The 26,024-nt window shown below is 42.9% G+C and carries 25 protein-coding genes, 1 rRNA gene, 1 riboswitch and 1 other annotated feature; of the genes, 4 read left to right on the top strand and 22 right to left on the bottom strand.

The annotated features are described in order from the left end of the window. Window positions 1-18: 18 nt before the first annotated feature. Window positions 19-308, bottom strand: a binding site (T-box leader). A gap of 55 nt (window positions 309-363) precedes the next feature. The 5 genes from BT147_RS12160 to BT147_RS12140 all read right to left on the bottom strand — a co-directional run bounded on the left by BT147_RS12160 (window position 364) and on the right by BT147_RS12140 (window position 5,532). Further along, window positions 364-1,632, bottom strand: a complete 1,269-nt coding sequence (locus BT147_RS12160) for a S8 family peptidase (protein ID WP_072335731.1) — start codon at window positions 1,630-1,632, stop codon at window positions 364-366. A 77-nt stretch (window positions 1,633-1,709) separates the two neighbouring features. After that, the gene (locus tag BT147_RS12155; RefSeq protein ID WP_072335728.1) at window positions 1,710-2,366 is read right to left on the bottom strand and encodes a hypothetical protein; all 657 of its coding nucleotides are present in this window, start codon (window positions 2,364-2,366) and stop codon (window positions 1,710-1,712) included. Window positions 2,367-2,504: 138 nt separating this feature from the next. Next, window positions 2,505-3,968 carry a VanW family protein gene (locus BT147_RS12150; protein WP_072335725.1) on the bottom strand — a complete coding sequence of 488 codons (1,464 nt, stop codon included), beginning with the start codon at window positions 3,966-3,968 and terminating at the stop codon, window positions 2,505-2,507. Window positions 3,969-4,051: 83 nt separating this feature from the next. Then, window positions 4,052-5,137: an A/G-specific adenine glycosylase gene (mutY, locus tag BT147_RS12145; protein ID WP_072335722.1), complete on the bottom strand. Its 1,086-nt coding sequence runs from the start codon at window positions 5,135-5,137 to the stop codon at window positions 4,052-4,054. Between the two features lie 80 nt (window positions 5,138-5,217). Further along, the gene (locus tag BT147_RS12140; protein ID WP_072335719.1) at window positions 5,218-5,532 is read right to left on the bottom strand and encodes a hypothetical protein; all 315 of its coding nucleotides are present in this window, start codon (window positions 5,530-5,532) and stop codon (window positions 5,218-5,220) included. A gap of 52 nt (window positions 5,533-5,584) precedes the next feature. Between BT147_RS12140 and BT147_RS12135 the strand changes: the two genes are divergently transcribed. Both BT147_RS12135 and BT147_RS12130 read left to right on the top strand, forming a co-directional pair. Further along, window positions 5,585-6,589, top strand: coding sequence for a metal-dependent hydrolase (locus tag BT147_RS12135; protein ID WP_072335716.1), 1,005 nt, complete (start codon window positions 5,585-5,587; stop codon window positions 6,587-6,589). 10 nt (window positions 6,590-6,599) lie between these two features. Beyond that, window positions 6,600-7,517 (top strand): mechanosensitive ion channel family protein, encoded by a 918-nt coding sequence (locus BT147_RS12130; protein WP_072335713.1) that lies wholly within the window; start codon window positions 6,600-6,602, stop codon window positions 7,515-7,517. A gap of 55 nt (window positions 7,518-7,572) precedes the next feature. Here the strand turns inward: BT147_RS12130 and BT147_RS15610 are convergent, their stop codons facing one another. The 3 genes from BT147_RS15610 to BT147_RS12120 all read right to left on the bottom strand — a co-directional run bounded on the left by BT147_RS15610 (window position 7,573) and on the right by BT147_RS12120 (window position 10,074). After that, window positions 7,573-7,722: a hypothetical protein gene (locus BT147_RS15610; protein ID WP_177239813.1), complete on the bottom strand. Its 150-nt coding sequence runs from the start codon at window positions 7,720-7,722 to the stop codon at window positions 7,573-7,575. Between the two features lie 258 nt (window positions 7,723-7,980). Further along, window positions 7,981-8,616, bottom strand: coding sequence for a LysM peptidoglycan-binding domain-containing protein (locus BT147_RS12125; protein WP_072335710.1), 636 nt, complete (start codon window positions 8,614-8,616; stop codon window positions 7,981-7,983). A 126-nt stretch (window positions 8,617-8,742) separates the two neighbouring features. Further along, a complete protein-coding gene (locus BT147_RS12120; RefSeq protein WP_286119447.1) occupies window positions 8,743-10,074 on the bottom strand; it encodes an O-antigen ligase family protein in 1,332 nt (443 codons plus the stop codon). Between the two features lie 371 nt (window positions 10,075-10,445). Between BT147_RS12120 and BT147_RS12115 the strand changes: the two genes are divergently transcribed. Both BT147_RS12115 and BT147_RS12110 read left to right on the top strand, forming a co-directional pair. Further along, window positions 10,446-10,703 carry a YgaP family membrane protein gene (locus BT147_RS12115; protein WP_072335704.1) on the top strand — a complete coding sequence of 86 codons (258 nt, stop codon included), beginning with the start codon at window positions 10,446-10,448 and terminating at the stop codon, window positions 10,701-10,703. Between the two features lie 649 nt (window positions 10,704-11,352). Continuing rightward, window positions 11,353-11,565 (top strand): hypothetical protein, encoded by a 213-nt coding sequence (locus BT147_RS12110; RefSeq protein WP_072335702.1) that lies wholly within the window; start codon window positions 11,353-11,355, stop codon window positions 11,563-11,565. A 112-nt stretch (window positions 11,566-11,677) separates the two neighbouring features. Here BT147_RS12110 and purD read toward each other — a convergent pair whose 3' ends face one another. From purD to rrf, 14 genes are all read right to left on the bottom strand, one after another. Further along, a complete protein-coding gene (gene purD, locus BT147_RS12105) occupies window positions 11,678-12,964 on the bottom strand; it encodes a phosphoribosylamine--glycine ligase (RefSeq protein ID WP_072335699.1) in 1,287 nt (428 codons plus the stop codon). Window positions 12,965-13,026: 62 nt separating this feature from the next. After that, window positions 13,027-13,305 carry a hypothetical protein gene (locus tag BT147_RS12100; protein ID WP_072335696.1) on the bottom strand — a complete coding sequence of 93 codons (279 nt, stop codon included), beginning with the start codon at window positions 13,303-13,305 and terminating at the stop codon, window positions 13,027-13,029. Between the two features lie 98 nt (window positions 13,306-13,403). Then, window positions 13,404-14,942: a bifunctional phosphoribosylaminoimidazolecarboxamide formyltransferase/IMP cyclohydrolase gene (gene purH, locus BT147_RS12095; RefSeq protein ID WP_072335693.1), complete on the bottom strand. Its 1,539-nt coding sequence runs from the start codon at window positions 14,940-14,942 to the stop codon at window positions 13,404-13,406. Between the two features lie 237 nt (window positions 14,943-15,179). Beyond that, on the bottom strand, window positions 15,180-15,782 hold the full coding sequence (purN, locus tag BT147_RS12090; RefSeq protein WP_072335690.1) for a phosphoribosylglycinamide formyltransferase: 603 nt from the start codon (window positions 15,780-15,782) through the stop codon (window positions 15,180-15,182). Then, entirely contained in the window at window positions 15,779-16,816 is a 1,038-nt protein-coding gene (purM, locus tag BT147_RS12085; protein ID WP_072335687.1) for a phosphoribosylformylglycinamidine cyclo-ligase, read from the bottom strand. The genes purN and purM overlap by 4 nt, the downstream gene beginning before the upstream one ends. Further along, on the bottom strand, window positions 16,813-18,228 hold the full coding sequence (purF, locus tag BT147_RS12080) for an amidophosphoribosyltransferase (RefSeq protein WP_072335821.1): 1,416 nt from the start codon (window positions 18,226-18,228) through the stop codon (window positions 16,813-16,815). Before purF ends, purM begins: the two co-directional genes overlap by 4 nt. Beyond that, window positions 18,198-20,444, bottom strand: coding sequence for a phosphoribosylformylglycinamidine synthase subunit PurL (purL, locus tag BT147_RS12075; protein ID WP_072335824.1), 2,247 nt, complete (start codon window positions 20,442-20,444; stop codon window positions 18,198-18,200). The genes purF and purL overlap by 31 nt, the downstream gene beginning before the upstream one ends. Before the next feature lie 34 nt (window positions 20,445-20,478). Further along, window positions 20,479-21,162: a phosphoribosylformylglycinamidine synthase subunit PurQ gene (gene purQ, locus BT147_RS12070; protein ID WP_072335684.1), complete on the bottom strand. Its 684-nt coding sequence runs from the start codon at window positions 21,160-21,162 to the stop codon at window positions 20,479-20,481. After that, window positions 21,128-21,415, bottom strand: coding sequence for a phosphoribosylformylglycinamidine synthase subunit PurS (gene purS, locus BT147_RS12065; RefSeq protein WP_072335681.1), 288 nt, complete (start codon window positions 21,413-21,415; stop codon window positions 21,128-21,130). Before purS ends, purQ begins: the two co-directional genes overlap by 35 nt. Continuing rightward, on the bottom strand, window positions 21,408-22,127 hold the full coding sequence (gene purC / locus BT147_RS12060; RefSeq protein ID WP_072335677.1) for a phosphoribosylaminoimidazolesuccinocarboxamide synthase: 720 nt from the start codon (window positions 22,125-22,127) through the stop codon (window positions 21,408-21,410). The genes purS and purC overlap by 8 nt, the downstream gene beginning before the upstream one ends. Before the next feature lie 156 nt (window positions 22,128-22,283). Then, window positions 22,284-23,582, bottom strand: coding sequence for an adenylosuccinate lyase (gene purB, locus BT147_RS12055; RefSeq protein ID WP_072335674.1), 1,299 nt, complete (start codon window positions 23,580-23,582; stop codon window positions 22,284-22,286). Further along, window positions 23,575-24,861: a 5-(carboxyamino)imidazole ribonucleotide synthase gene (purK, locus tag BT147_RS12050; RefSeq protein WP_286119432.1), complete on the bottom strand. Its 1,287-nt coding sequence runs from the start codon at window positions 24,859-24,861 to the stop codon at window positions 23,575-23,577. The genes purB and purK overlap by 8 nt, the downstream gene beginning before the upstream one ends. Then, entirely contained in the window at window positions 24,858-25,346 is a 489-nt protein-coding gene (purE, locus tag BT147_RS12045) for a 5-(carboxyamino)imidazole ribonucleotide mutase (protein ID WP_072335672.1), read from the bottom strand. Before purE ends, purK begins: the two co-directional genes overlap by 4 nt. Window positions 25,347-25,448: 102 nt before the next feature. Continuing rightward, a riboswitch (purine riboswitch) is annotated at window positions 25,449-25,549 on the bottom strand. Window positions 25,550-25,859: 310 nt separating this feature from the next. Continuing rightward, window positions 25,860-25,976 (bottom strand): 5S ribosomal RNA (gene rrf / locus BT147_RS12040). Window positions 25,977-26,024: the final 48 nt, after the last annotated feature.

Below are 26,024 nucleotides of genomic sequence, written 5' to 3'. Positions count from 1 at the left end.
TAAAAAAACCCATCATCCCATAAGGACGAAAGGGCCTTCTTCCGCGGTACCACCTTATTTAAACTCACTAACCATGAATTTATCTCTATTTATGCAGATATGCATATAAAAATACAATGCATCTCATTCCTCACTGCATATCTGAGATAACGGTCAGCTCCGATCTGATTTCTAGAAAGCAAAAACAGTCTATCATCAGCCACTACAAGGGTGGGTTCAAGCATGTCCTAGGTAGAATCTCTCAGCCGATGGATTCCACTCTCTATACTAGATTCAATCGCTTTACTATTCCTTGTCACAGCGTTTTCTTTATATCGTGTAGTTTATTTCTATATTATGTAAATTGGGTTCTAAAGTCAACACTTACGGAGATGGCAATTGATTCCGCTGAAATTGGCGATAGTGTTCCGCTAACTCCACAGCCGCTACTGCACATACATTACCTGCTAACTCCCCTGAAATCTCCTTCGCCGTACTCGTTAGGATCGCTTTTAGATCATTAGGTGTGAGATTGGGGTTCTCCTCTAAGAGTAACGCACATATGCCCGCTACATACGGAGTTGCCATCGAAGTACCAGACAGTCGTAAATAATGTTCATCCACACATTTATCTGCAAACTGAAGCTCTAACTCAGAACCCGGTACGTTTAATGAGATCACATCGCTCCCTGGCGCGTAGAGATCCGGTTTCGTCCACCCATCCTTTGTTGGGCCACGACTCGAAAAGGTGGCTACCTCATGATAGGCAGCGCCCACTGTCAAAATAAGTGGGTCATGCCCAGGGCTACTGATCGTCCCCGGCTTCGGGCCCTCATTACCTGCCGCTGTGCAAACCATAATTCCATTATGCCAAGCAATACGCGCAGCCTGTGCTAGGGGATCTTTTCGGTAGGTTTGAATAGCAGGAGCACCTAGTGAAAGGGACAAGATATCTAACTGATATTCCTTCTGATGCATCACACACCATTCAATCCCGCGAACGACGGTCGAAAGCTTCCCTCCACCATGTTGGTCCAATACCTTCACTCCCACTATCTTGGACTCTGGAGCGGCGCCTACATATAACCCTTGTGAGCTAAATCCATTTCCAGCCGCACTCCCTGCACAGTGCGTCCCGTGACCATGGTCATCATAATAATCCGTCTTCCCTTGAACTAAGTCTACAAACCCTGCGATCCGTGAAACAGGATTTATGAGATCTGGATGTGGAAACAATCCGGTGTCTAAAATAGCTATAGTGATCCCCACACCAGATAAATTGCGCTCAAACTGGAGCTCCCTCACACCAGTCGATTTCGTAGATAGGTCTAATGAGGCATACACGCGTCTATCTAGATATAAGTGCTCTACTTGATGATGAACGACTAGTTCTTCTAATAATTCCGCTGAAAACTCACCATAAATTGCATCGATCAAAGGGATTTCTCCTAGCACAATCCCTCCACGCTCGGTGCACCAATTTGCTAATGAGTACGTATCAACCAATTCTTCTTTATCAAACTGTATGATGGTAGGATACGAGACCGATATTGATTCCTTATCTAATTGCTTCTTACGGCTTAGTTGCACACGCAAATCAGGATCAAGTCGATGCGCGTATTTCTCATACCATTCTCTATTTCTCAACCGCATCTAGGGTCCCTCACTTTCCTATCTGCATTTAATTAGATCTTCATCTAATGATTACCTGCAAAAAGGAGTAAGTAACTTTATGCGTTTTGATATTTCGTTAGGCTTCCGGTACACCAAGTCACCATGGGAAAGAGAATCGACCAGATCCAGATCGAGAAATTCGGAGCTCCGACATGACACAGCAAGCTACTTAGTAAGATCCCCGTCCATAAAGCAAAGTGTAGGATACGAACCAATCCTTGAAAGCGTGAATCTGTAAATAAAACAAGACAATATAGGAGCCCACCAATCGAAAGAATGGATGGAATCACATATGTTAGTAGATGAACCAAACTTTGTTCTAATTGACTAAGTGCATAAAAAAGGCCGACGTTTCCTTGAATTCCCCCTGTAGCGTGAGCAAGTGGCACGATGATTCCTTGAGCAAATAAATATAAGATCACAAGGCAAATGCCTGACAAGTGAATAAACCAAGCGATCTGTCCCATCCACTTCCACTCAGGAGATACTAATCTTACATTCCATGTACATGCAATAAATAAACCGATGACTACTAATATCCCACTACTTACATACCAGAAGAAAAAAGACGAGCTTCTCTCGACAATAAATTGAGCAGTCGCAGCATAATCATTCTTTGTTTGTTGAAGAAGCAACCACATCGAGATAGCGCCGACCACAGATAGCATTCCCGAAAACCGGAAAAACAAAATGGTGGATCCATTATATTTCATTTGATCTCTCTCCCTAGATTCACTATTGTATTCTTCATCATTTCTTCTAGTAGAGAGATCTATACCCATAATGAAAAAAGGGTGTGTGTGGGCACCATCTATCCCATACACATCCCTAGACATTTATCTTCCATCACACTATGGAGTTTTGGTTTCTTTTTTCGGATTATCTTCATCCGACTTTGCTCCAATATCTGTACTTTTACTAAACTTTTCTGGAGGTAATGATGGGATCTTCCCTCTTTCTGCTCCAGGAGCCGTATACGTATTGATTTGAATCGTCCCACCGCTGACCGTAATCCGAATCACCATTGGTTTATTATAATTATTTTTAAAGCGGAAATCAGGGCCTCCCCATGAGACAGTGGCATCTCTGCCTGGTGGCACATATGGAACTTCTTTACTGTGGGAGATTCGGCGGGTAATTTGCACCTTTGCTCGATCTACACTATTATACAACGTACTTGAAACCTGACAGATTCCACCACCTATATCCTCCGCAAGCTCTCCTTTCACGATAACACCCGCTTTTTTATAGCCACGCGCCACCGTACGTTCTCCAACTACTTTATTAAATGAAAACTCTTCACCTGGGAGTAAGACAAGACCATCAATCGTTTCAGATGACTTTTTAATATTAATCGTTCGATTTTCATTCCCCGGATCAAAGGTGGTCTTAAAGCTTCCCACTAATTTGTTACTGGCTTTCTCAACATCCTTAGTAGTAACCTGTGGTTCAACTGTAATGAATGGAAGTTCTTTCGTTTGGTTCACCAATGACTTAATATCAGTCAACCACTCTTGGACTGTTTCTACATCAACCACTGAGCCCGTTTGCTCTGGTGTAATGGGTGTCCCTACTTTTTTCTGAGAGGCATTTTTCATCGGTATATCTACTTGCTGTTTTACATCATCTAACCATGCTGTGAGCTTCTTCTGATCAATCTTAGTAGCGTCTTTTCCATCATAGCCAATGGTACGCAAATCAAGCTCAAAACTTTTCCCTTTTGCTGTTAGGGTCATTTTCTGAGGTGGTACTTTTGTTTTCTCTTCACTGGCACGAGGATTATTACTTGCATCTTGGGTAACCCATAGATAGACAGCACCTAATACAAAGAGAAACGCTAAAACACTCACAAACCACTTTTTCGTTTTTTTAGCGCTCTTCTTTTCTGGATCAAGGTTTTTCGCAGATGAATCCTCTTCTTTTTCCGAACCAATCTGCTCTTCCTCATTCATTAACTGGGTACTACGGGTTTCTTGATGGAGATTTTGTAAAAAGGAATCTTCATCTACCTCGGATTCCTTGGGTTCTTGCTTGATATCCTGTAACTCCATCTCTTGTTTCGTTTCTTCTAATATAGAAGATGTCTCTTCTACTTTGGAATCAACTTCAGTCTCATCATGCGCAAGCTCTCCTTGCTCTTCCAGTACTTTTTCTAACTCCGTAAAATTCCACTTAGATGTGTCCGACAAGGGAACTTCACTATTTTCCTCTAGCACCAGAAACGAATCGGATTCCTTTTGGGTAGTCCCAGAATTCTCCGTATCCTCCTGATCAAGCCTGTCTGGCTCTCTTTTCTCTTTATCTTTTTCTTGCACTCAGGCTCTCCCCTTACATTTATCTAAGAATATAATAATCACTTATTTGTCACCTGTATAAAAATACAAAATGATCGCGTTTTTTATTGTTTTTTCATAACTGAAATTGCTTTTCGATAAACATTTGGAAACGCCTTTTGATGAATACTATTTATATCTATCCATTCTTCATTCTCACCGCATTCAAAGGAAACCTGATCTAACTTGATCCGTTCGATCTCAATGAACCAATGACGATGGCTAAAAACATGATCTATCTTAGCTGCCACTTCTCTACTTTGCACTGTCCACCTACGAGAAAAAAGATATTCCTCTAGCTCAGTAGATGGATCTTCCTGATCAAAAGTGGGAAGCGACCACATCCCTGCTAGTAATCCTTTATCTGGACGTTTTACGAGAAAAACAGAATGGGCCGATTCAATCCAAGCAAATCGTACCAAAACAGGGGTAGGTGCCTTTGCCTTTTTTTTCTGTGGCAATTCATCTTGCAACCCTTGTTCATTTGCCTCACAAACAGTAGATACTGGGCAAAATAGGCACTGTGGAGAGGTAGGTGTACAAATCGTAGCTCCGAGTTCCATTAGCGCTTGATTAAAGTCACCGGGCGCATGTTCTGGAATCACCACTTCCCCAATCGCCTCCATTTTCTTGCGAGTTGCTGGCAATGCTATATCATCATACAAGGCAAAAAGCCGTGAATATACGCGCATCACATTGCCATCTACTGCTGGCACTTTCTTTTGATAGGCAATGCTTAAAATAGCGCCCGCTGTATAGGGACCGATTCCTTTTAAACGAGAAATCTCTTCTACTTGATCAGGTACTTTACCACCATACTTGTCTGCTACCTCTTTTACCGCAGAATGGAGGTTCCGCACACGGGAATAGTAGCCCAATCCTTCCCACATCTTCACTACATCGTCGTCACTTGCATTCGCTAAGTCTGTAATAGTAGGAAAACGCTCAATAAAACGGTTAAAATAGGGGATAACGGTATTCACCCGAGTTTGCTGAAGCATAATTTCTGAAACCCAAACCTTATATGGATCTTGATCTTTTCGCCATGGTAAATCTCGCTGGTAACGAGCATACCAATGCAAAAGTTCGGTTTGAATCGTCGAAACAATAGTAGACTCTGGTCTCACCATTGTATTCATGATTGATTGCATACTTGCCTCCTACACTAATTATATAAGAAACAGACTTTTTTTCATCAAAAGTATAATAATGTAATTAAATCGTTATAATTTCAATCACACCTGCGAAATGTCCACAATTTTATTTTTGACCTACCGCCTACAATATGAGAATCTAATGAATGGAACCAAGATGACTTAGATCCAATACGAAGCTCTTGTAATAGGATAATCGCATCTTTGTCTTCCACTTGAATCACTTCCACCACTTGTCCCACTTGAGCTTCGGATAGCAGGAACTCATGATGTACGACATGTTCCACCTGATTTTTTATCTGTTCTCGAATTTGAGAGAAGTACTGATCTCGAAATATAGACATGGAATCTTCTTGAACTCGATATTCAACAAATATTGTAAACTGACTCACCGTTACCGTTCCTTTCTGCTTTCAAATACCTTTTTATGAAAAGGAGGACACTATGGATACAGGCACCCACCTTGTCATGGGATTAGGTCTTTTTGGATTAGCACAACTAGATCCAGTAGTTGCAAACGATCTAGCCACAGCTCACGCGGTACTATTAGGTACAATAGTTGGCTCCCAAACACCTGACATAGATACATTGTATCGTCTAAAGGGCAATCCTGCCTATATTCGAAATCACAGAGGTTGGACTCATTCTCTACCCATGTGGTTAGTCTGGCCCACTCTCTTAACTCTCGTTCTCCATTTTGTTTTTCCAGCATCAAGTACAGCTCATGTATGGCTGTGGAGTTTTATTGCCGTTCTCGTTCATGTCTTTATTGACTTATTTAATTCATATGGGACACAAGCACTACGACCCTTTTCGAATAAATGGGTAGCATGGGACATTATCAATATTTTTGATCCTTTCTTGTTTATATTGCATATTGCAGGATTTGTCATATGGTGGTTTTTTCCTGCTTATGCAGGCTATATCTTTTCTTCTATTTATATCGTCATCGGCCTATATTTAATTTGGCGAACCTGTGTGCATCACCGTTGGCTTAGATGGGTAAAGAGTCAAGTAAACGCACCGGGCTCCTATACCGTAATCCCAACTGCTCGCTGGGGGCAATGGAACTGTGTATACGAGACTCAGACAGAAGTACGAATGGGCGAAATCCGAGGTGGTAAATTACTCTGGACCGGACAACTTACCACCGAATTCGACCATCATCCAGCCACCCATCACTCGAAACAAGCAGAAGCAATCGATGCTTTTTTATCCTTCACCAGTTACGGCTATCCACAAGTCATCGAGCACCCATTTGGCTATGAAGTACGATGGCTCGATGTTCGCTATCATCATAAGAAGCATTTTCCATTTGTAGCGGTGGCGATTTTGGATAATCGTTATAATATCCTTCATTCATTCGTCGGGTGGATCAGCGAAGGTCAGTTAGACAAGAAAATTTATGAGATGATGTCTGCTACAACGACAACGATAAAAAACACTTAGAGGTGATCCTATGTTTCCTCCAACAACACCGAAAGAAGCGACGACTACCGCGGCTACTGGAGACATCTTAGATGGATTCCAATCCTTTTGGGATCGAATTACATCGAATCCCATGAATAGCATCGTATTTCCGTTTTTTAATATTGTACTCGTCATGTTTCTCGCATGGTTAGTTGTTCGGGTTTTAGACAAGGTTATTGATCAAGCCTTTTCACTAGGAAAAGTGGAAAATCGTACTGCTAAAACATTGGTCAAATTAATTAAATCCATCTCCCATTACGTAATTTACTTTATTGCAGCCCTAACCGTACTAGCCAAAATCGGCATCAATCTCGGCCCCGTATTGGCTGGAGCGGGGATTTTAGGTCTTGCAATCGGCTTCGGGGCTCAAAACTTAGTTCGGGACATTATAACCGGCTTCTTTATGATCTTTGAACGACAATTAGAGGTAGGAGACGTTGTTCAAATTAACGGACAGATCAATGGTACAGTCGAGGAAGTGGGGCTACGTATCACGAAAATACGTGAATATAATCAAAGGCTTCACTATCTTCCAAACGGTACCATTACACAAGTGACCAACTATAACCGGGAAAAAATGCGTGCCATTGTCCCGGTCACAGTACCATCCGATTCCGATTTGGATATCGTAGATGAAGCACTAAAAGAAGCTTGTATGACCGTCAAAGAAGAATATAAGGACCAAATCATCTCCGACCCTGAAGTGGTCGGAATTACCAACATGGATGTAAATGGAGTACAATTCACCATTACCACCATCGCAACACCAGAGGAATACTTCATCGTCGAACGAGCCATGCGCAAACAAGCGGTTTTAAGCTTACATAAACGTGGAATCACCATTGCCACCCCACGCAGTGTGGTTGTATCAACCGATCAGTTAAAAGGGAGCACTAAAAAAGAATAGATAGAAAATGGCCCATGTAGGATAATCTCATCTTCCTACATGGGCCATTTCTTTTTTATAAAATACTTTTGGACAAAATCCCTAATGCAACTCCCACAACCACAACGAAGGCTAGCCAGAGACCCATTCCTTTGATGTCTCGCATCAAGATGCCAACTTCATCAACCGTAGCTACACGAAATTCCTTTTTACGCTTTTTGGCCACTTTATAGCCCCCTTTCGTTTCTATCGTTCATTATAACCTTTTTTGTGATCCCATTTATCTGTTTTTGTTGGGTAGGATAATATCACAGAATATTGTGACGTTTATTCATAAAAGGTGACTCGTGCCCACACCCTGGCCACAACTGCCCGGAGGAAAAACGAGTCGCTCGCCATAACTTCTCATCCTTTCGGATCTTGCCTCCATTTTACAACAAAACAAAAGCTACTAGTAAGATTGGCCTAGTAGCTTTCTATCATGTTATTTTACGACTTCCAACAACATCTTTTCCTTTGTACCAATCTGTCTTGCTTTTGCTGTACTTTCGACGTACAGCTCAATCTGATTACCGTGTACTCTTCCTTCAGCATCTCGGGCAGTGCGGTAGCCGATAGTAGGAAGATATACTCTAGATCCTACGGGGATCACTTTTGGATCTACGCCAATGGTAACTCCACTTAGGCTACTCTTACTCTGTATCGGGGGGGTCATCGCGACAACAGAAAACTCGCCCAATACTTTTCCTCGGTGCCAAAACGTTTGTATCGAACTATCTGTCTTGGACCCACTTGGTAAGAAATTTTGTGATGTATTCGTTACTTGTTTTCCATTCTTCATAATTCGAATCGATTGTCCCACTCGAACTTTAGATGGATCAGCGATCTGATTTAATTCCACGATTCTCTGCACAGATGTTCCGTGTATCTTTGCTAAACGGTAAAGGGTGTCTCCTTTTTTAATGATAACCTTTACATAGGTAGAAGTATTAGCTGATGATGATTCCATTTCTTTTGCTGCTACGGGTACTGGATCTAATCGAAGAAAGCCATCATTTTTGATATGAGCACCTATGGCAAAAAGGATAATCACTAGAGTGATTAATAAATATTTTTTCATTCATTTTCACCTTTCTTATCAATTCTACTAAACATCATGGACATAATTTTGAAAAGTTAAACACAAAAGGACATAACAAAAAAACTTTGCACTCAATCCATCTCGAGTACAAAGTTTTTTACGTCACTACGAATCGTTTTTATCGACTTTCCGAATAGAAAGTACTGCTGATAGGTGTGTTGCCGGGTACGATGCGGCTTTTAGCTTATCTGCTGCTTCCTCATCATCACGCCAATTAGGCCTTATAACACACCGTCGTTCATATTGTGTATGAATCATCACGACACTTAACATAAACAGAAGACCCACTTGAGGCGAAATAATTGGGTAATCATACATTCCGTGACCGAGTAAAGCGACTGTCTGTGAGATCAGCATACCAGCCAATCGCTTTTCACCCTTCTGATTAGCAGCCTTCCTCCAAGCTCGTGCTCGACGAATCGTCATGAAAATGAGAGCACTAAATAAAAGTAGGCCAATTACCCCGTACTCCGAAGCAATACCCAGTACTACATTATGTGCATGATAGATAATCTTGCCCGTTATCTGCTTGTATAATTGCCCAAAATGAATGGGTAATGCTCCTAAGAGCCAGTTGTCCTGAAAGATTTCCCAAGAAGTGCTCCATACCTGAAAGCGATCGTCAATGGTAGTGGCAAGCGTATCTTTTCGGGGAATAATAGATGGGAAAAATGAAACGACACCAACAAAAGCTGCAAACAAACCGACTGTCCACTTTCTTTGGCCTGTCATCCATACTTGAACTATCAGACCGATTACCAATCCAATCCAAGCTCCTCTAGAACCCGTATACGCTATCGCAGTACAAAATAAAAAGAACATCGAAAAGGCCAACGTCTTCTTCCATTTTCCTTCTAAAACGGATGATGCATAGATACTTAATAACGCAAAACAAATTAAAAGTGCAGCTGTTAAATTAGAGTTACCTGTTGTACCAATGCTTCGAATCGATCTCTCTGATTGATACCGATTAGTTCGATAAAAGTCTAATAAGTCTCCTACCCACGTAGCATGTAGTCCATACCAATCTAGTTGCTGTAGAAATACGATCGCAGCCACGTAAAGTCCACTAAGCCAAAATAAGAGATATACTTTTTGCAAATCTCTCCAACTATAGTTTAATACCTTCCGAGTCCACATAGATAACATGTAGTAAGCACCAAATGTTGCAAGTGGTACGATCCCAATTGGGAACGTAATATCTTGGTCTTTCAGATGATACCAGGTTGGATTGTAGCACCAGCTAATGATAATCACTAGCATAAAACCGAGAAAAACAACCTCTGGCCAGCTTCTAAGCTCCCAATTTCCCCTAACGTAATAAATAGTAGCACAGCTAAGTAGTCCTAAAGCGACTGGGGGTAAAAATGGAGAGAGTAGAATGGAAAGGTACAAAAATGCAGTGAGGTTATGAATCACATGCTGGTTCCGTTCCATATTCAAGATGTTAACTCCCTTTATTATAAAGATATCGAGCCAAAAAATATGAAGAAATTACAATAAAACAAACCAAAATGTATGTATAGAACGACCGAACCACATACATCGTTACACTTACTCCAAGAAAATATAAGATTACCATAAACCTTTAGTCGTTGAACAGACGAAGTTTAGAGAACCTAATCAAATATTCCTTATTATACCATACAAAAATCTAAACGCTAACCAGTCAACTCATCTGTTGGGCAAAACACAACTCACTTCTAGTTACCCGATTTTTTTAGACTTCAACATATTTTTCCTCCTCTTAAGTATAGAGCAGGCAAGTTAGAACAACCTAAAGAACAACAAACCTAGGGGGATCGAATATGCAAAAAAATATTAGTACAGCAAATGCCATTGTACGAATTACTTGTGGATTAGTTGGGTTAGTCTGGAGTATGAACTATTTAAATCGTCATCGTGTAAATAGACTACTCTACCTTTTCATTGCAGGGATGTCCGTTATGAAGATCGCAGAAGGAATTGCCCGATTCTGTCCCTGCAGAGCTCTCTATAACAAAATCCGATCCTCTTTTAGCAAAGATATGGCCCTAAGCTTCTCAACATCTAGTTCACACGAATAACTTTCGTCCTAGAGATTTATCGATCTGGCCCACTATTCGGTCAGATCTTTTTATGTCTTGCTACTTGAAAACCTAACAAACTATGTTACAATCTAAATTAGAAACAGAACATTTGTTCTTGTTATCTCAACATAGGAAATTTACTTCAAATCCAAGTCTTATCTATTGCCTATATTCTGACTTTTTCGTATAATAGTTTTCAAGAACTAAAAAGGAGGTATAGAGTGAGCAAACAGATCCATTGGATGAGATTAGCTGTTTCTCCTTGGTCGTAGATAGATCTATACACTCTAGTTCAATTACCCACTTATCCCCTCGGTTTTGGAGGCGTTTTCACATATACTACGATCACCATTTGGAGATCACTTTTTACGATTCTTTTTACGAAAGTCAGAATGAAACAACTTTGTATCGATGAAGAACACTAGCCCTGGATTAAAGATACTGATTACCTTCTGAAAAAGATTATTTCTCGAAGTGATAAGAAAAAATTTTTCAGAAAAAAGAAGGCATCTGTCAGTTTACGTCGAAAAATAGGGTACAAACAGTTTCTCGTACTTGAAGGTGGCAACGTGGACTTGAGAACAAAGACATGAAATCAAAAAATATGTGATCAGGAATCTGATCCGGTTGGGGAGTGAATAGTAACATGTCTCTAAGTGAAATGGAAAAAGAAACCGTGATCCAATTTGATGAATCCACCAACCTGGCCACCGTCTATACGGCAAGTTGGACTGTCGCTCGCACTTTGAAAAAAGCCGGTTATCAGCCTATTCGAAGGACAGATGGGGCCTGGTGGTTTCAAATCCCTGTTCACGCTATGTGCATCCAGGGAGATAAAGAAACAACAACCATGTGCTAATATCATCTGATTGAGTCAGATGCAGAAGGGGCAAGTACAGACCTGCCTCTTTTTTATTTACATAGAAAGGCCACCAGCTGATCTGTTCAGTAGGTGGCCTTAGTAAGGAATTTTATATATGGATTTGTTCTAGATATTGAATCGCTTTTTCCGCAATATCTTTTCGATAGTGTGCGTTCGGAAAATGAATCTGTTCCACAAGGCGATATGCTTTTTCGCGAGCGATCTGCAAGTTTTCTCCTAGTCCAGTCACCCCAAACACTCTACCCCCTGCTGTCACCAACTGACTACCTTCATACCTGGTTCCTGCATGGTACACAGATCCCTTATCATCTAACTGATCTACCCGACCCGTAATCGGAAGTCCATTCTGATAAGGCCCTGGGTATCCACCTGCTGATAATATAACACACACAGCCGCTTCATCTGACCACGTAACCAGATCGGCATGAAGACGCCCTTCTACTACTGCTATTAGAATCTCAATCAAATCACTGGTTAGTCTCGGAAGCACCACCTGCGTTTCAGGATCCCCAAAGCGAGCGTTAAACTCAATCACCTTCGGCCCTTCCTGAGTCATCATTAGACCTACGTATAATACGCCTCGATAATCAATTCCTTCTTTTTGGAAGGCCTGTACCACCGGTTCTAAGATAGTCTGAACAGCGAGAGACAGGACCTCATTAGAAAACTGTGGCACGGGTGAGTAAGTACCCATACCACCTGTATTAGGCCCTAGATCCCCATCATAGGCTGGTTTATGATCCTGAGCCGGAACCATCGGCACAACAGTTGTCCCATCTACAAATGCCATCAGAGATAGCTCCTGTCCGACAAGAAACTCTTCTACTACCACGATATCCCCTGCGGATCCAAATACCTTCTGTTCCATAGCCTCCGAAATCGCTTGCTCGGCTTCTTGTAATGTAGCGGCCACAACGACTCCTTTACCCGCAGCGAGACCGTCTGCTTTAATCACAATAGGTACCCCTTTTTGACTTACGTATTGCTTTGCCTCATCCGCATCAGTGAAGACTCGGTAATCAGCCGTTGGGATATCGTGTTTTTTCATCAAGTCTTTCGCAAATCGTTTACTTCCCTCGATCTGCGCAGCTTGTCCATTTGGACCAAAGACAGATAAGCCCACTTCTTGAAACTGGTCCACAATCCCCAGTAGCAGGGGTACTTCTGGCCCTACAATCGTAAAATCAATCTGTTGTTCCAAGGCAAATCGGCGCAATCCATCTAAGTCATCTACAGAGATCGGTACGAGCGTTGCTACATTCGTCATTCCTGCGTTTCCAGGTGCTACAAAGATTTCCTTCACTTTCGGACTTTGTGCGATTTTCCAAAGTAAAGCATGTTCCCTACCACCACTACCAATGATTAGTATGCGCATCCATTTATCCCCCTTAGAAGGTAAATCGGCATATCATCCGACTTTACCGTCCATCCAAGGATTTAGGAAAAGACCAGACTAATGCCGAAAAGTGAAATTGTAACCAGAAGACAAATAAAGGACCATTCTTCACGATAAAAGCTTCTCGTTTTCGCTTTGTAATTCTTATCTGTTGTGAGTACTCCACCTACGACTAAAGCAACCGCAAAGAATAAACCTGCTCCAAACTTCAAATTATTTCCCCAAACTGCTAAACCTGAATCAAACCATATATACGAAAGGACACCGATCGATAAGACAGCCACGATCGTCCAGAACAAAGCCCATTTTAATAACGACATAAATGAGAATCCTCCTTAACGTTTTTTATTAGTATACGCAAGGAAAATACAAGTCGATACTTCATAAATCTTTGTTCTCAAAAGAAAATTGGATCTGTCTAATGTTTGAAGTGACGAATTCCCGTAAATACCATTGTAATCCCGAAGCGATTAGCTGCTTCAATCGACTCTTGATCTCGAATAGAACCACCGGGCTGGATAATAGCTGTTACTCCCGCTTTTGCCGCTTCTTCAACCGTATCTGGCATTGGGAAAAAAGCGTCAGAAGCTAAGACAGACCCAGTGACAAGTTCTCCTGCTTGTCCGATCGCAATTCGAGCGGCACCAATTCGGTTCATTTGCCCAGCCCCTACTCCAACTGTACGATTCTCCTTCACTAGTACAATCGCATTGGATTTTACATGTTTAACCACTTTAAATCCAAACAGGAGTTGCTCCCACTCATCCTGAGTAGGCTTGCGATCCGTTACTACTTGGCAATCATCTTGATTTACTTGCTGGAGGTCTGCCTCTTGAACAAGAACGCCTCCACCAACCGTAATAATCGAATTTGCTTTATTTTGAGTAATGCTTCCTAATTCAAGAAGACGAAGATTCTTTTTCTCTTGCAGTATTTCTAGCGCATCTGCTTCAAAATGGGGAGCTAATATAATTTCAAGAAACAGCTTCGTCATTTGAAGCGCTACTTCCTTCGTTACAGCCTGATTCGTTGCCACAATTCCACCAAAAATGGAGACCGGGTCTGCTTCGTATGCTTTTTGGTAAGCTTCTTCAATCGTATTTCCACTCCCTACACCACAAGGGTTCATATGCTTCACTGCAACTACAACTGGCCCTTGAAATTCATTTACAATAGCGAGAGCAGCACTTGCATCATTGATATTGTTATAACTAAGCTCTTTACCATGAAGTTGTTTAGCTGAGGCGATCAGTCCGTTCGCAGCGATGGTTTCTTTATAAAATGCTGCTTGCTGATGCGGATTTTCCCCATACCGCAAAGAAGAGTGCTTCTGATACGTAACGGTTAGTTGCTCTGGAAGTGAATTCCCCATACGATTATTAAGGTACTGGGCAATTAGAGCATCGTATGATGCCGTATGAGAAAATGCCTTTGCCGCCAAATATTCTCTCGTTTGCAAAGTTGTCTCTCCATAGATCGTAATCTCATCAGCAACGATTTGATAATCCGCTGGATCAACCACTACTGTAACAAAACGATGATTTTTAGCAGCTGAGCGGACCATCGATGGGCCACCAATATCAATATTTTCAATCGCTTCTTCATATGAAACATCTGGTTTCGCAATGGTTTGCGCAAACGGATATAAATTGACTACCACTAGATCAATTTCCTCGATTCCGTTTTCCTCCATTTGCTGTCTATGAGTAGGAAGATCTCGAACCGCAAGCAATCCCCCGTGCACCTTCGGATGTAGAGTCTTCACACGACCGTCCATGATTTCAGGAAAGCCTGTAACCTCTGATATCCCAATGACAGGAATTCCAGCTTCCTTTAGGAGTTGATGCGTTCCACCAGTAGAGATCACCTCGATCTCCTTGGCTACTAACTGCTGAGCAAACTCTATAATTCCCGTTTTATCAGAAACACTAATCAGAACACGTTTGATACGATTCATGGTGGCAATCATCCTTTTGAGTAGCCGTATTTTTATATTCATGCTTGGCCAAAGGCCGGGAGAAGCTATTTGACAACAATATGTTCAACAAGCCCACTCACACCCCAAGTCGGTGGATCTTAGTTAAATTCAAATGGATTAGGGGCAATATGTCTGACCATTGCGATGTTAGTGAGTCTACTTAGCTACGATGGACGGAGCGGGCATACCCACATCTTCGCTGGCTCACAGACACTACTAACTACTAACTACACTAATCCTCGGAATATAAGACACTTCCCCTGTAACCACTTTCCACACCGTTTCCGGATAAATCCGATGCTCAGCCTTATGAATCTTACTCCTCAACCTATCAATCGAATCGGTTGAATCCACTTCCACAGCTCTCTGAACAATAATCGGTCCCGAATCCAAACCAGCATCAACAAAATGAACCGTCACACCCGTCACCCTTACACCATACGCCCATGCCTGCTCAATCGCATGAAGCCCAGGAAAAGAAGGAAGCAACGATGGATGGATGTTAACCATTCTGCCTTCAAAAGGTTCAAGCAAGGTATTACCTACAATCCTTAAATAACCAGCTAATACGATCCACTGCACACCATGTTTCGTTAACAACTCCAATAATTTCTTTTCATATTCCACCTTATTAGAAAACCGTTTCGGAGATACAACATAACAAGGTACCTCCAATCTCTTAGCCCGATCAATCGCGCCCGCATCCTCACGATCCACAACTAACAAGGAAACTGGCGTTGTCCAATGATGTTCCCTCGAATACCTTACGACAGCTTCGAAATTGCTACCATTACCTGAAGCAAAGATGGCAATACTCATCTGCATCCTCCATCGTCAAAACGAAAAAGATCCATTCCCTCTTCTACCTTACCAATCAGAAAAGGAGTCTCTCCTAGTTCGACTGCTTTTTTCATAACGGAGTCCGCCTCCTCGCTCGGAACACAAAGCACCATCCCAATTCCATTGTTAAACGTACGATCCATATCCGATTGACTAATGCTTCCTACCTGCTGAATCCACCGAAAAATAGGTGGAATCTGCCACGATTTACGATCAATCACAGCTTGTAAACCTTCTGGCAACATACGTGGTACGTTTTCTACCATTCCACCACCTGTAATATGCGCCGCGCCTTTTATCGTAAACTGCTCAATCAGAGAAAGCACCGACTTCACATAGATTCGAGTTGGAGCCAACATCGCTTCCGCTACATTTTCCGAGGACCCCGGTACGCGCTCTGACCAATCAAACAAACGATCTGTTAGCAACACTTTTCTCGCTAGCGAATAGCCATTGCTGTGCAGACCGTTACTCGCTAATCCAATGAGGAGATCGCCAGCTTCAATATCAAGTCTTGGTAGAAGATTCTTTTTCTCCACAGCCCCTACACAAAAGCCCGCTACATCATATTCTCCCGATGCATACATCCCCGGCATCTCAGCCGTTTCACCACCAATAAGCGCACATCCTGCCCGAACACATCCATCCGCAATCCCTTTTACAACTGCCTCTGCCTGTTCAGGTCGCAGTTTCCCAGTCGCTAGATAATCGAGGAAAAACAATGGTTCTGCTCCCTGAACAACTAAATCATTCACACACATAGCAACGCAATCGATGCCGATGGTATCATGTCGATCTAACATAAAAGCCACTTTCAGCTTCGTTCCTACCCCATCTGTAGCCGAAACTAATACAGGCTCGTCGTAGGCACCTAGAGCAAACAAGCCCCCAAATCCACCCAAGCCCCCCATCACTTCTGGCCGAGTCGTTCGGCTTACGTGCGCCTTCATCTTCTCTACTGCTTCATTTCCTGCGTCAATATCAACTCCTGCCGCACGATAGGACTCACTCATCGTTGCCCCTCCCCTACTAGTTCCTGTTCGATAACAGTCGGGTAATCACCGTTAAAACAAGCTAGACAATGTCCACAGTTCTTCTCCTGACTCTCTCGTCCGATTCCTCTGAGCATCCCTTCCGGGCTTAAAAAGGCTAAGCTATCTGCTCCGATTGCCAGACGAATTTCTTCAAGTGAATGAGTAGCCGCAATCAATTGCTCTCGATCGGCAGTATCAATTCCATAGAAACAAGGATTTTTCACAGGCGGAGAGCTAATACGCACATGAACTTCAGTCGCACCTGCATCACGAATGAGTTGAACAATTCGCCGGCTCGTCGTACCCCGTACAATCGAATCATCCACCATGACAACTCGCTTTCCTTCTACGACTTTGCGAACAGCGCTTAACTTCATCTTTACACCACGTTCTCGCATCATCTGACTAGGCTGGATAAAAGTCCGTCCTACATAGCGATTTTTAATTAATCCTAATTCATATGAGATACCTGTCGCTTCCGCAAATCCAATCGCCGCCGAAATACTGGAATCCGGCACACCTGTTACAACGTCTGCCTCCACGGGGGCTTCGAGGGCCATCTGGACCCCCATACGCTTTCGGGCACTGTGGACATTAATACCCCCGATATCACTATCTGGTCTCGCAAAATAGATATACTCAAACGAGCAGAGCGAACGTGGAGCCGGTGGGGCAAACCGTTCGCAGCGTATCCCTCGATCATCGAGAATAACCATCTCCCCTGGTTCTATCTCACGAATGTATTCCGTACCGGTAATATCAAACGCACACGTCTCTGAGGAAAAAACATATGCACCTTCCACCATCCCCATGGATAAAGGACGAAGACTATGTGGATCTTGGCAAACCAGTAGCTGTTCATTGGTTAGAATGAGAAGCGCATAGGCTCCCACTAGACGATTTAATGCTTCTTTTACCGCGCCTTCAATCGTTTCCTCCCTAGAGCGAGCGATTAAATGAGCAATCACTTCCGTATCAGTAGTTGTCTGAAAAATCGATCCCTCAGCCTCTAATTCTGCTCGCAACCGATCCCCATTCACTAAATTACCATTCGTAGCAATGGCAATTTCCCCTCTAGCGTACGTAAAGACAAGAGGTTGCACATTCGCTAGCTCACTTGCACCTGTTGTAGAGTAGCGAACATGGCCAATGGCTACGGTTCCCTTGCATCGCTCAATCGCTTCAGTAGAAAACACTTCGGTTACAAGCCCCATACCGCGATGGATATGAAAACGATCCCCATTCGTACTGACGATACCTGCACTTTCTTGTCCGCGATGTTGCAATGCATGTAATCCATAATATGTGAGAGCGGAGGCCGTCGGGTGACCTACAATGCCAAAAACACCGCACTCTTCATTTAGTTCGTCGAAGATGCTTTCATCTTGCATGGGATAGCCTCCTCGTAGAGTTGCGTAATCGAAGCAAGTGAGTCATTGATAACAACTTGTCCATTGTGAGAAATCGTGATAGTTGGTTCTTCCGTAACAACGCCTATCTCTTGAACAGGAACACCACTTTCTTGAAAAAATGAAATCACCTCTGCTCGATCTTCCGAGCGGACACTCACGATAACACGTGATTGGGTCTCGCTATAAAGTGCGGCAATCGTAGGCAGTTCATTTTTCAAATCAATCGTAACGCCACATTTTCCGCTCATCGCTGATTCCGAAACCGCTAGAGCCAAGCCCCCCTCTGCCAAATCATGGGCAGATTGAATCATCCCTTGGCGGATCGCTTTTAGCAGTGCCGCTTGAAGGGTTTGTTCCGTTTCACAATGAAGTACCGGCGGGCGTCCACTGATACTACCTGTGATAAGATGTTGCAACTCACTTCCACCTAATTCAATCTTCGTATCCCCTAGCAATAATACGCAGTCGCCAGCTTGCTGGAATGCTTGTGTTGTAATATGCTCTCGCTTCTCAATCAATCCCACCATTCCCACCACCGGAGTCGGAAAGATCGGTTGTCCATTTGTCTCATTATAGAGGCTCACATTTCCTCCGATGACAGGTGTAGATAGTGCATGACATGCTTCACTCATTCCATCGATTGCTTTTGATAACTGCCAGTACACCTCTGGCTTTTCTGGGCTGCCAAAGTTTAAACAATCTGTTACCCCAAGTGGCTCAGCACCAGAGCAAACCACATTGCGAGCTGATTCAGCCACTGCGATTCGGCCACCCTGCTCTGGATCAAGATAAACATAACGGCCATTTCCATCCGTTGACATCGCTAATGCTTTTTCGGTCCCTCGTATAACCACAACCGCTGCATCCGATCCCGGACGAACCGCCGTACTCGTACGTACCATATGATCATATTGTTGATAAACATAGCGTTTACTTGCTACATTACTTGAGCCTAAAATCTTGTAAAAAGCCGCTTGTGGATCTACTTCTTTCACTTGATCATATGCATCTACTTGTCCAAATTCAGTATAATAAGCAGGCTCTCTCGCCTCCCTTTGATAAATAGGTGCATCATCTACCAGTGTATGAACAGGAATATCTGTAATCAAAGCACCTTGATGTAAAATTTGATAGCGATTTCCTTCTGTCACACGTCCCACTACAGCAGACTGCAAACCCCAGCGATCACAAACTTCCTTTACCTCGTGTTCCCTACCTGCTTCAACCACAAGCAGCATACGTTCTTGGGACTCAGAGAGCATAATCTCATACGGTGTCATTCCAGATTCACGCTGTGGAACCAAGTCTAGATTCATCTCTAGCCCTACTCCACCTTTTGCGGCCATCTCCGCACTTGAGCAAGTAAGTCCTGCTGCTCCCATATCTTGAATCCCCAAAAGCATTTCTTTCTTTACCATTTCAATACAAGCTTCGAGAAGCAATTTCTCTACAAATGGATCACCTACTTGAACCGCAGACCGCTTCTCCTCTGATTCCTCATTTAACTCCTCCGAGGCAAAAGTAGCTCCATGAATCCCATCACGCCCTGTGCTAGCCCCAACGTAGATAATGGGATTACCTATCCCTGTTGCAATCCCTTTTTGTAGCTCATGATGCTCTAGCACTCCGACACACATGGCATTAACTAGTGGATTCCCCTCATAAGATGGATCAAATACAACTTCCCCACCCACCGTCGGGATTCCAATACAGTTGCCATAATGAGCAATCCCAGCTACTGCATGATCAAATAGATACTTAACCTGTGGCGACTCAAGCTCACCGAATCGCAGAGAATTAAGCAACGCAACTGGACGAGCCCCCATGGAAAAAACATCTCGGATAATTCCACCTACACCTGTCGCTGCTCCTTGAAATGGCTCAACAGCAGAAGGATGGTTGTGGCTCTCGATCTTAAACACAACAGCCTGATCATCCCCGATGTCAATTACACCTGCTCCCTCTCCCGGCCCTTGCAAAACCCTTGGTCCAGACGTTGGAAACTTGCGAAGCAATGGTTTGGAGTTCTTATAACTGCAATGTTCTGACCACATAACCGAGTAAATCCCTACTTCGGTCCAGCTAGGCAGACGGCCTAGGTGTCCACAGATTTGGTCATACTCAACAGGCAAAACACCCATATTTCGATACAATTCTTGATCTCGAATATTTTCTGGAGTAGGCTCATTCGCCATTGTCTTCACAGCTTGCGCAACGGTTTGAGTAGATTCATGCAGCACCTTGATTCTCCTTCCATGCTTGTAACATTGATGTAAATAATCTAGTTCCATCAGCTGACCCCATCCAATCCATAATCGCCCGCTCAGGATGAGGCATCATGCCCAGCACATTCCCATTTCGATTCGTAATACCAGCGATTTGGTTTAGAGAGCCGTTTGGATTCGTTCCTGCATATCGGAAGAGTATCTGGTTATTTGCTTGTAATTCGTTAAGAGTGCTCGCATCACAAGTAAAATTACCTTGCCCATGAGCAATCGGAATTTCAATTGTTTCTCCAAGCTTATATTGATTGGTAAAAGGAGTTTGATTATTTTCTACACGTAGAGTAGTAAAATCACAACGAAATTGCAGATGATGATTCTGCATCAAGGCCCCTGGAAGGAGTCCTGCTTCTTGCAAAATTTGGAATCCATTACATATTCCGATTACAAATTTCCCTTCCTTTGCAGCATTCACAACCGACTCCATCACAGGAGAATAGCGAGCCAGCGCACCTGCTCGCAGATAATCACCGTAAGAGAAACCGCCTGGTAGAATGATAGCATCAAATCCATCTAAGTGAGAAGATTGATGCCATACAGGTTGTACTTCTTCCCCTAACACATCTTCCACACCATGGATACAATCCCAGTCACAATTAGATCCTGGAAAGATCGGAACTGCAAATCGCACTTTCATCTACCTCCTCGATTTCAAACGTAAAATTCTCCATCACAGGGTTCGAAAGTAGCCTTTCACACATGACCCGAATCTCTTCTTCTGCTTTTTGCCGATCCATTGTATCCAGCACAACCTCAAGTCTTTTACCAATCCTCACATCCGCCACCGTTTGATAGCCCATCGTGTGCAACGAATTCTTTACAGCCACACCTTGTGGATCGAGTACACTCTCTTTTAGCGTGATAAAAATGACCGCTTTAAGCATGTGAAGCCCCCCCTAGTCGTTGGTAGATTTCTTTATATGCTTCTAAGACATTTCCTAGATCTTGGCGAAATCGATCTTTATCCAACTTTTCCCCTGTAGTGTTGTCCCAAAAACGGCACGTATCAGGGGATATCTCATCTGCTAACAACAACGTTCCAGACGGATCGACTCCAAACTCTAACTTAAAATCAACCAACACAAGTCCCTTTTCTTCCAAATATAGCTGTAAGATATCATTTACCTGCAAAGCGATTTGCCTCATATGTCCAACTTGATCCGAAGTAGCAAGCTCCAACATCGCGATGTGGTCTTGATTCATCAGCGGATCGCCTAACTCATCATTCTTATAATAAAATTCCACCACCGGACGACTTAACTGAGTACCTTCTGCTAACCCTACACGTTTCACCAAAGAACCAGCCGCTATATTTCGCACCACGACCTCTAACGGGATAATGGACACTCTTTTTACCAATTGCTCATAGTCCGAAATCGTTTCAATAAAGTGATGCTCCACACCATGTTTGGTAAGGTAATCAAAAAACAGCTTACTAATTTGGTTGTTTAAAATCCCTTTCCCTTCTAACTCTGCTTTTTTCTCCCCATTAAAAGCAGTCGCAGAATCTTTATACACAACCCGAAGAACTTGTGGATCATCTGTGGGAAAGAGTTGTTTTGCCTTCCCCTCATACAGCAAGCTATCTGTACTCATGCAAGCTCCTCCTATCTCAATTAACCCTAGGCCATCACTGTTAAAACCTCTCTCACTCCTAAGGCGTACCCACTGTTACAGCCATGTAGATAACTAAAAATCAAGCTTGGTCCATGAAATGAAAACAAACTCCCATTTAATGACTTTTTATTTATATTACACTCCCAAACCTACCCGCTTAAAAATCGTATCCACTTGTGCCAGGTGGAACTGATAGTCAAAGCAATCCGCCATCTCTTCCTCACTAAGCGTTTCACGAATCAGTTCATCCTTTTCCACAAGGGGGCGGAATGGTGTTTGTTCTTCCCATGCCTGCATCGCTAATTTCTGCACACGATCGTATGCCTCTTCTCGCTTCCAACCCTTATTAATCAAGGTGAGCAGAACACGTTGTGAGTAAATCAATCCAAAAGTACGATCCATATTCCGCTTCATATTTTCAGGGAATACAGTCAATTCTTTTACAATACGAGCAAAACGGTTTAGTAGGTAATCAAGTAAAATCGTTGCATCCGGTAAAATTACACGTTCTACTGAAGAGTGGGAAATATCCCGCTCATGCCATAGAGGAACATTTTCATACGCAGAAACCATATGCCCACGAATCACACGTGCCAAGCCACTAACATTTTCACAGCCGATCGGATTACGTTTATGAGGCATTGCGGAAGAGCCCTTCTGCCCTTTTTTAAACGCTTCCTCTACCTCGCGTGTTTCACTCTTCTGTAAGCCTCGAATCTCCGTTGCAAACTTATCCAAAGATGTCGCAATCAAGGCAAGAGTCGATAGATAGTGAGCATGTCGATCGCGCTGCAGTGTTTGTGTAGAAATTTCTGCTGCTTGCAAGCCCAATTTCTCACATACATATTCCTCTACAAACGGATCAATATTGGCATAGGTTCCCACGGCCCCAGACATTTTCCCTACACGAACCGATTCAATTGCTTGTACCAATCGTTCCCGATTCCGCTTCATCTCTGCATACCATAACGCCATTTTTAGGCCAAATGTCGTCGGTTCCGCATGTACACCGTGGGTACGTCCCATCATCACCGTATACTTATGTTCAAGCGCCTTCTCTTTCAAAACATCTATAAACCGATCCACATCCGCGAGTAAAATTTCATTCGCTTGAAGAAGCAAATACGATAATGCTGTATCTACAACATCCGTAGAAGTAAGTCCATAATGTACCCACTTTGATTCCGCACCAAGCGTTTCCGCCACAGCACGGGTAAATGCAACAACATCATGACGCGTTTCCAGTTCGATCTCCGCTATTCTCTCTACGTTCACCTTCGCATTTTTACGTATCAATGCAACATCTTCCTTAGGAATATGACCCAGTTGGACCCATGCTTCACAAGCAAGGATTTCTACCTCTAACCAAGCACGAAACTTATTCTCCTCTGTCCAAATCGCTGTCATCTCCGGACGACTATAACGCTCAATCATTCAATCTCCTACTTTCCATCTGATTGTTGGCAATGGCAAAAACAGCTTTCCACTCTTGCCCGCTTAATGGATTCCAAATAGACATCTCATTTACCAACTCTAACAAATCTTCTAGCGAATCCCCAACAAAATTAATATGTCCCATCTTTCTTCCCTCTTTGGCAACACTTTTCCCATACAAATGTACCTTGGCACAAGACGGTAACTTTGTTAATTCATCAAAGAAGGCATCTTGATGCTCTCCTAATAGATTTACCATAATCCCACTATTTTTTCGAGCCGGTTTGCGAAGCGAAAGCCCTGTTACCGCACGTATGAACTGCTCAAACTGGCAAGTAGTCATGATATCCATTGTAATATGTCCTGAATTGTGTGGCCTAGGTGCTAACTCATTCACCAAGATAGTCCCATCTGCCAACACAAACATCTCAATAGCAAGCATCCCTACAAATCGAAGTTGGCTAGCCAGTTGATATGCAATTTGTTCCGCTCTCTCGCGAATTCCCTCTTTAATCGGAGCCGGAGAAATCGTCATGTGTAAAATTTGATTTCGATGGATATTCATTACAGGTGGATAAACCTCCACCTCTCCTGCAATACCTCGAGCCACAATCACCGAAATCTCTTTTACATAAGGAACAAATTTCTCGACCAATATTCCCTTCTCGATTATTTCTACTGGAGGAAACGCATCGTCTAGCGTACGAACCACCCATTGACCCTTACCATCATAACCACCTGTAAGTGTTTTCAATACGCATGGGAATTGTAGCTTCTCAACAGCCTCAAGCATCTGTGCTCTCGATGTCACAACCTGATAAGGGGAAATCGGGATTTGTGCATCTTGTAACACCGTTCGCTCTTGCCCTCTATGCTTAGTCCACCGAAGCAGATTGCTTCCTTGTGGTAAGGGTTTTATCGCCTCAATCATGCGAACCGTATCAAGATCTATATTTTCAAATTCATATATAACCAAATCAGACTTATCTATAAGTCGTTCCATTGCCATTGGGGAATCGTACGCTCCGATGATCTGTTCGTCCGCTACTTGTCCCGCTGGGGAATTGGTTGTTGGATCTAATACAACGAAGCGATATCCTAGTCTACGGCCCTCTAAGATGATCATGCGACCCAACTGACCACCACCTAACACTCCAATCATCTGTCCAGGAACGACTAATGGAGAAGTTTTACTTGTTTGCCTCCAAGTAAAACTTGCTTCTTTTTTAGGAAGACTATTCAATAAGGAATCCCCTAATTTCGTAAATTGCATTGTCATGCCAAATCACGATCCTTTAATACACGCTGGCGAATCATCTCTCGGCGCTCTTGATATCTTCGTTGTAAATCTTCATCCGTTACGGCTAATATCTGAGCTGCCAACAAGCCTGCGTTACTTGCACCAGCATCTCCAATGGCCACAGTTGCAACTGGAACACCAGCTGGCATCTGGACAATAGATAGGAGAGAATCAATCCCATTTAAAGTGGAACTTTTAATCGGGACCCCAATCACAGGAAGAATGGTCTTAGAAGCAACCATACCTGGTAGATGAGCCGCCCCACCTGCTCCTGCAATAATGACACTAATCCCCTTCTTGGATGCTTCTTCCGCATATTGAAACATCTCATCTGGAGTACGGTGAGCAGAAACGACTTGCTTCTCATAAGACACTTCTAACTCGTCCAAAATCTGACAAGCTTTTTGCATCGTGGACCAATCTGACGTACTCCCCATGATGACTCCAACTTTCGAGCGATTCATCTATTCATCTCTCCCTCTAATTTAGTAATTTAAATATAAAAAAGAGACCGAAATACAGATATTTTCATGTGAAAAATCTACATTTTCGGTCTTATGTCCCGCCTAAAAGTAGACTTTCCCCATAGAAAGGAAATTTACGGTTTCCTTGTAGAGACATCCAGGCCTATTCCCAGACTTATATGAAGAAAAGTACTTTGTTCTATATTCATTTTGAGATGTTTACTTGATTCATAAGCTTGATTCGTTATCAGTGTAACAAGGAGTTAAAAGTTAGTCAACAAAAAACGAACATTTATCAAATATTGATTTAGAGCGTTCGGTTTGGATGTTATAAATTCTAATTAAATCTAATTATTTAGTTATTTATAAGCAAAAAGGAGTATAAAGAGCTATCCCATCTACTATTTAGCCAGCTTTGTAAAGACTTTTTATAGTATTTTGGCTCTTCATAAGTAGAATTTGGAATAACAAAAAAGCACCCAGTTCACTGAGCACTTTTTTGTTATTATGTATGCCTGGCGACGTCCTACTCTTCCAGGACCCTGCGGTCCAAGTACCATCGGCGCTGGAGGGCTTAACGGTCGTGTTCGGGATGGGAACGAGTGGATCCCCTCCGCCATCATCACCAGACTAAGTTGTAGAAGGTGAAACACCTTCAAAATTAGATCAGAAATGAGA

The sequence above is a fragment of the Thermoactinomyces sp. DSM 45891 genome (assembly GCF_900119485.1).
Classification (GTDB): Bacteria; Bacillota; Bacilli; order Thermoactinomycetales; family Thermoactinomycetaceae; genus Baia.
This window is presented reverse-complemented; position numbering and strand designations above follow the sequence as displayed.

What these genes read in the sequence shown, in the direction of transcription:
- BT147_RS12160 (WP_072335731.1), bottom strand. Translation starts at nt 1,632, where the DNA reads ATGCGGTTGAGAAATAGAGAATGGTATGAGAAATACGCGCATCGACTT.
- BT147_RS12155 (WP_072335728.1), bottom strand. Translation starts at nt 2,366, where the DNA reads ATGAAATATAATGGATCCACCATTTTGTTTTTCCGGTTTTCGGGAATG.
- mutY (WP_072335722.1), bottom strand. Translation starts at nt 5,137, where the DNA reads ATGCAATCAATCATGAATACAATGGTGAGACCAGAGTCTACTATTGTT.
- BT147_RS12135 (WP_072335716.1), top strand. Translation starts at nt 5,585, where the DNA reads ATGGATACAGGCACCCACCTTGTCATGGGATTAGGTCTTTTTGGATTA.
- BT147_RS12130 (WP_072335713.1), top strand. Translation starts at nt 6,600, where the DNA reads ATGTTTCCTCCAACAACACCGAAAGAAGCGACGACTACCGCGGCTACT.
- BT147_RS12125 (WP_072335710.1), bottom strand. Translation starts at nt 8,616, where the DNA reads ATGAAAAAATATTTATTAATCACTCTAGTGATTATCCTTTTTGCCATA.
- BT147_RS12120 (WP_286119447.1), bottom strand. Translation starts at nt 10,074, where the DNA reads ATGGAACGGAACCAGCATGTGATTCATAACCTCACTGCATTTTTGTAC.
- BT147_RS12115 (WP_072335704.1), top strand. Translation starts at nt 10,446, where the DNA reads ATGCAAAAAAATATTAGTACAGCAAATGCCATTGTACGAATTACTTGT.
- BT147_RS12110 (WP_072335702.1), top strand. Translation starts at nt 11,353, where the DNA reads ATGTCTCTAAGTGAAATGGAAAAAGAAACCGTGATCCAATTTGATGAA.
- purD (WP_072335699.1), bottom strand. Translation starts at nt 12,964, where the DNA reads ATGCGCATACTAATCATTGGTAGTGGTGGTAGGGAACATGCTTTACTT.
- BT147_RS12100 (WP_072335696.1), bottom strand. Translation starts at nt 13,305, where the DNA reads ATGTCGTTATTAAAATGGGCTTTGTTCTGGACGATCGTGGCTGTCTTA.
- purH (WP_072335693.1), bottom strand. Translation starts at nt 14,942, where the DNA reads ATGAATCGTATCAAACGTGTTCTGATTAGTGTTTCTGATAAAACGGGA.
- purN (WP_072335690.1), bottom strand. Translation starts at nt 15,782, where the DNA reads ATGAGTATTGCCATCTTTGCTTCAGGTAATGGTAGCAATTTCGAAGCT.
- purM (WP_072335687.1), bottom strand. Translation starts at nt 16,816, where the DNA reads ATGAGTGAGTCCTATCGTGCGGCAGGAGTTGATATTGACGCAGGAAAT.
- purF (WP_072335821.1), bottom strand. Translation starts at nt 18,228, where the DNA reads ATGCAAGATGAAAGCATCTTCGACGAACTAAATGAAGAGTGCGGTGTT.
- purL (WP_072335824.1), bottom strand. Translation starts at nt 20,444, where the DNA reads ATGGCGAATGAGCCTACTCCAGAAAATATTCGAGATCAAGAATTGTAT.
- purS (WP_072335681.1), bottom strand. Translation starts at nt 21,415, where the DNA reads ATGCTTAAAGCGGTCATTTTTATCACGCTAAAAGAGAGTGTACTCGAT.
- purC (WP_072335677.1), bottom strand. Translation starts at nt 22,127, where the DNA reads ATGAGTACAGATAGCTTGCTGTATGAGGGGAAGGCAAAACAACTCTTT.
- purB (WP_072335674.1), bottom strand. Translation starts at nt 23,582, where the DNA reads ATGATTGAGCGTTATAGTCGTCCGGAGATGACAGCGATTTGGACAGAG.
- purK (WP_286119432.1), bottom strand. Translation starts at nt 24,861, where the DNA reads ATGACAATGCAATTTACGAAATTAGGGGATTCCTTATTGAATAGTCTT.
- purE (WP_072335672.1), bottom strand. Translation starts at nt 25,346, where the DNA reads ATGAATCGCTCGAAAGTTGGAGTCATCATGGGGAGTACGTCAGATTGG.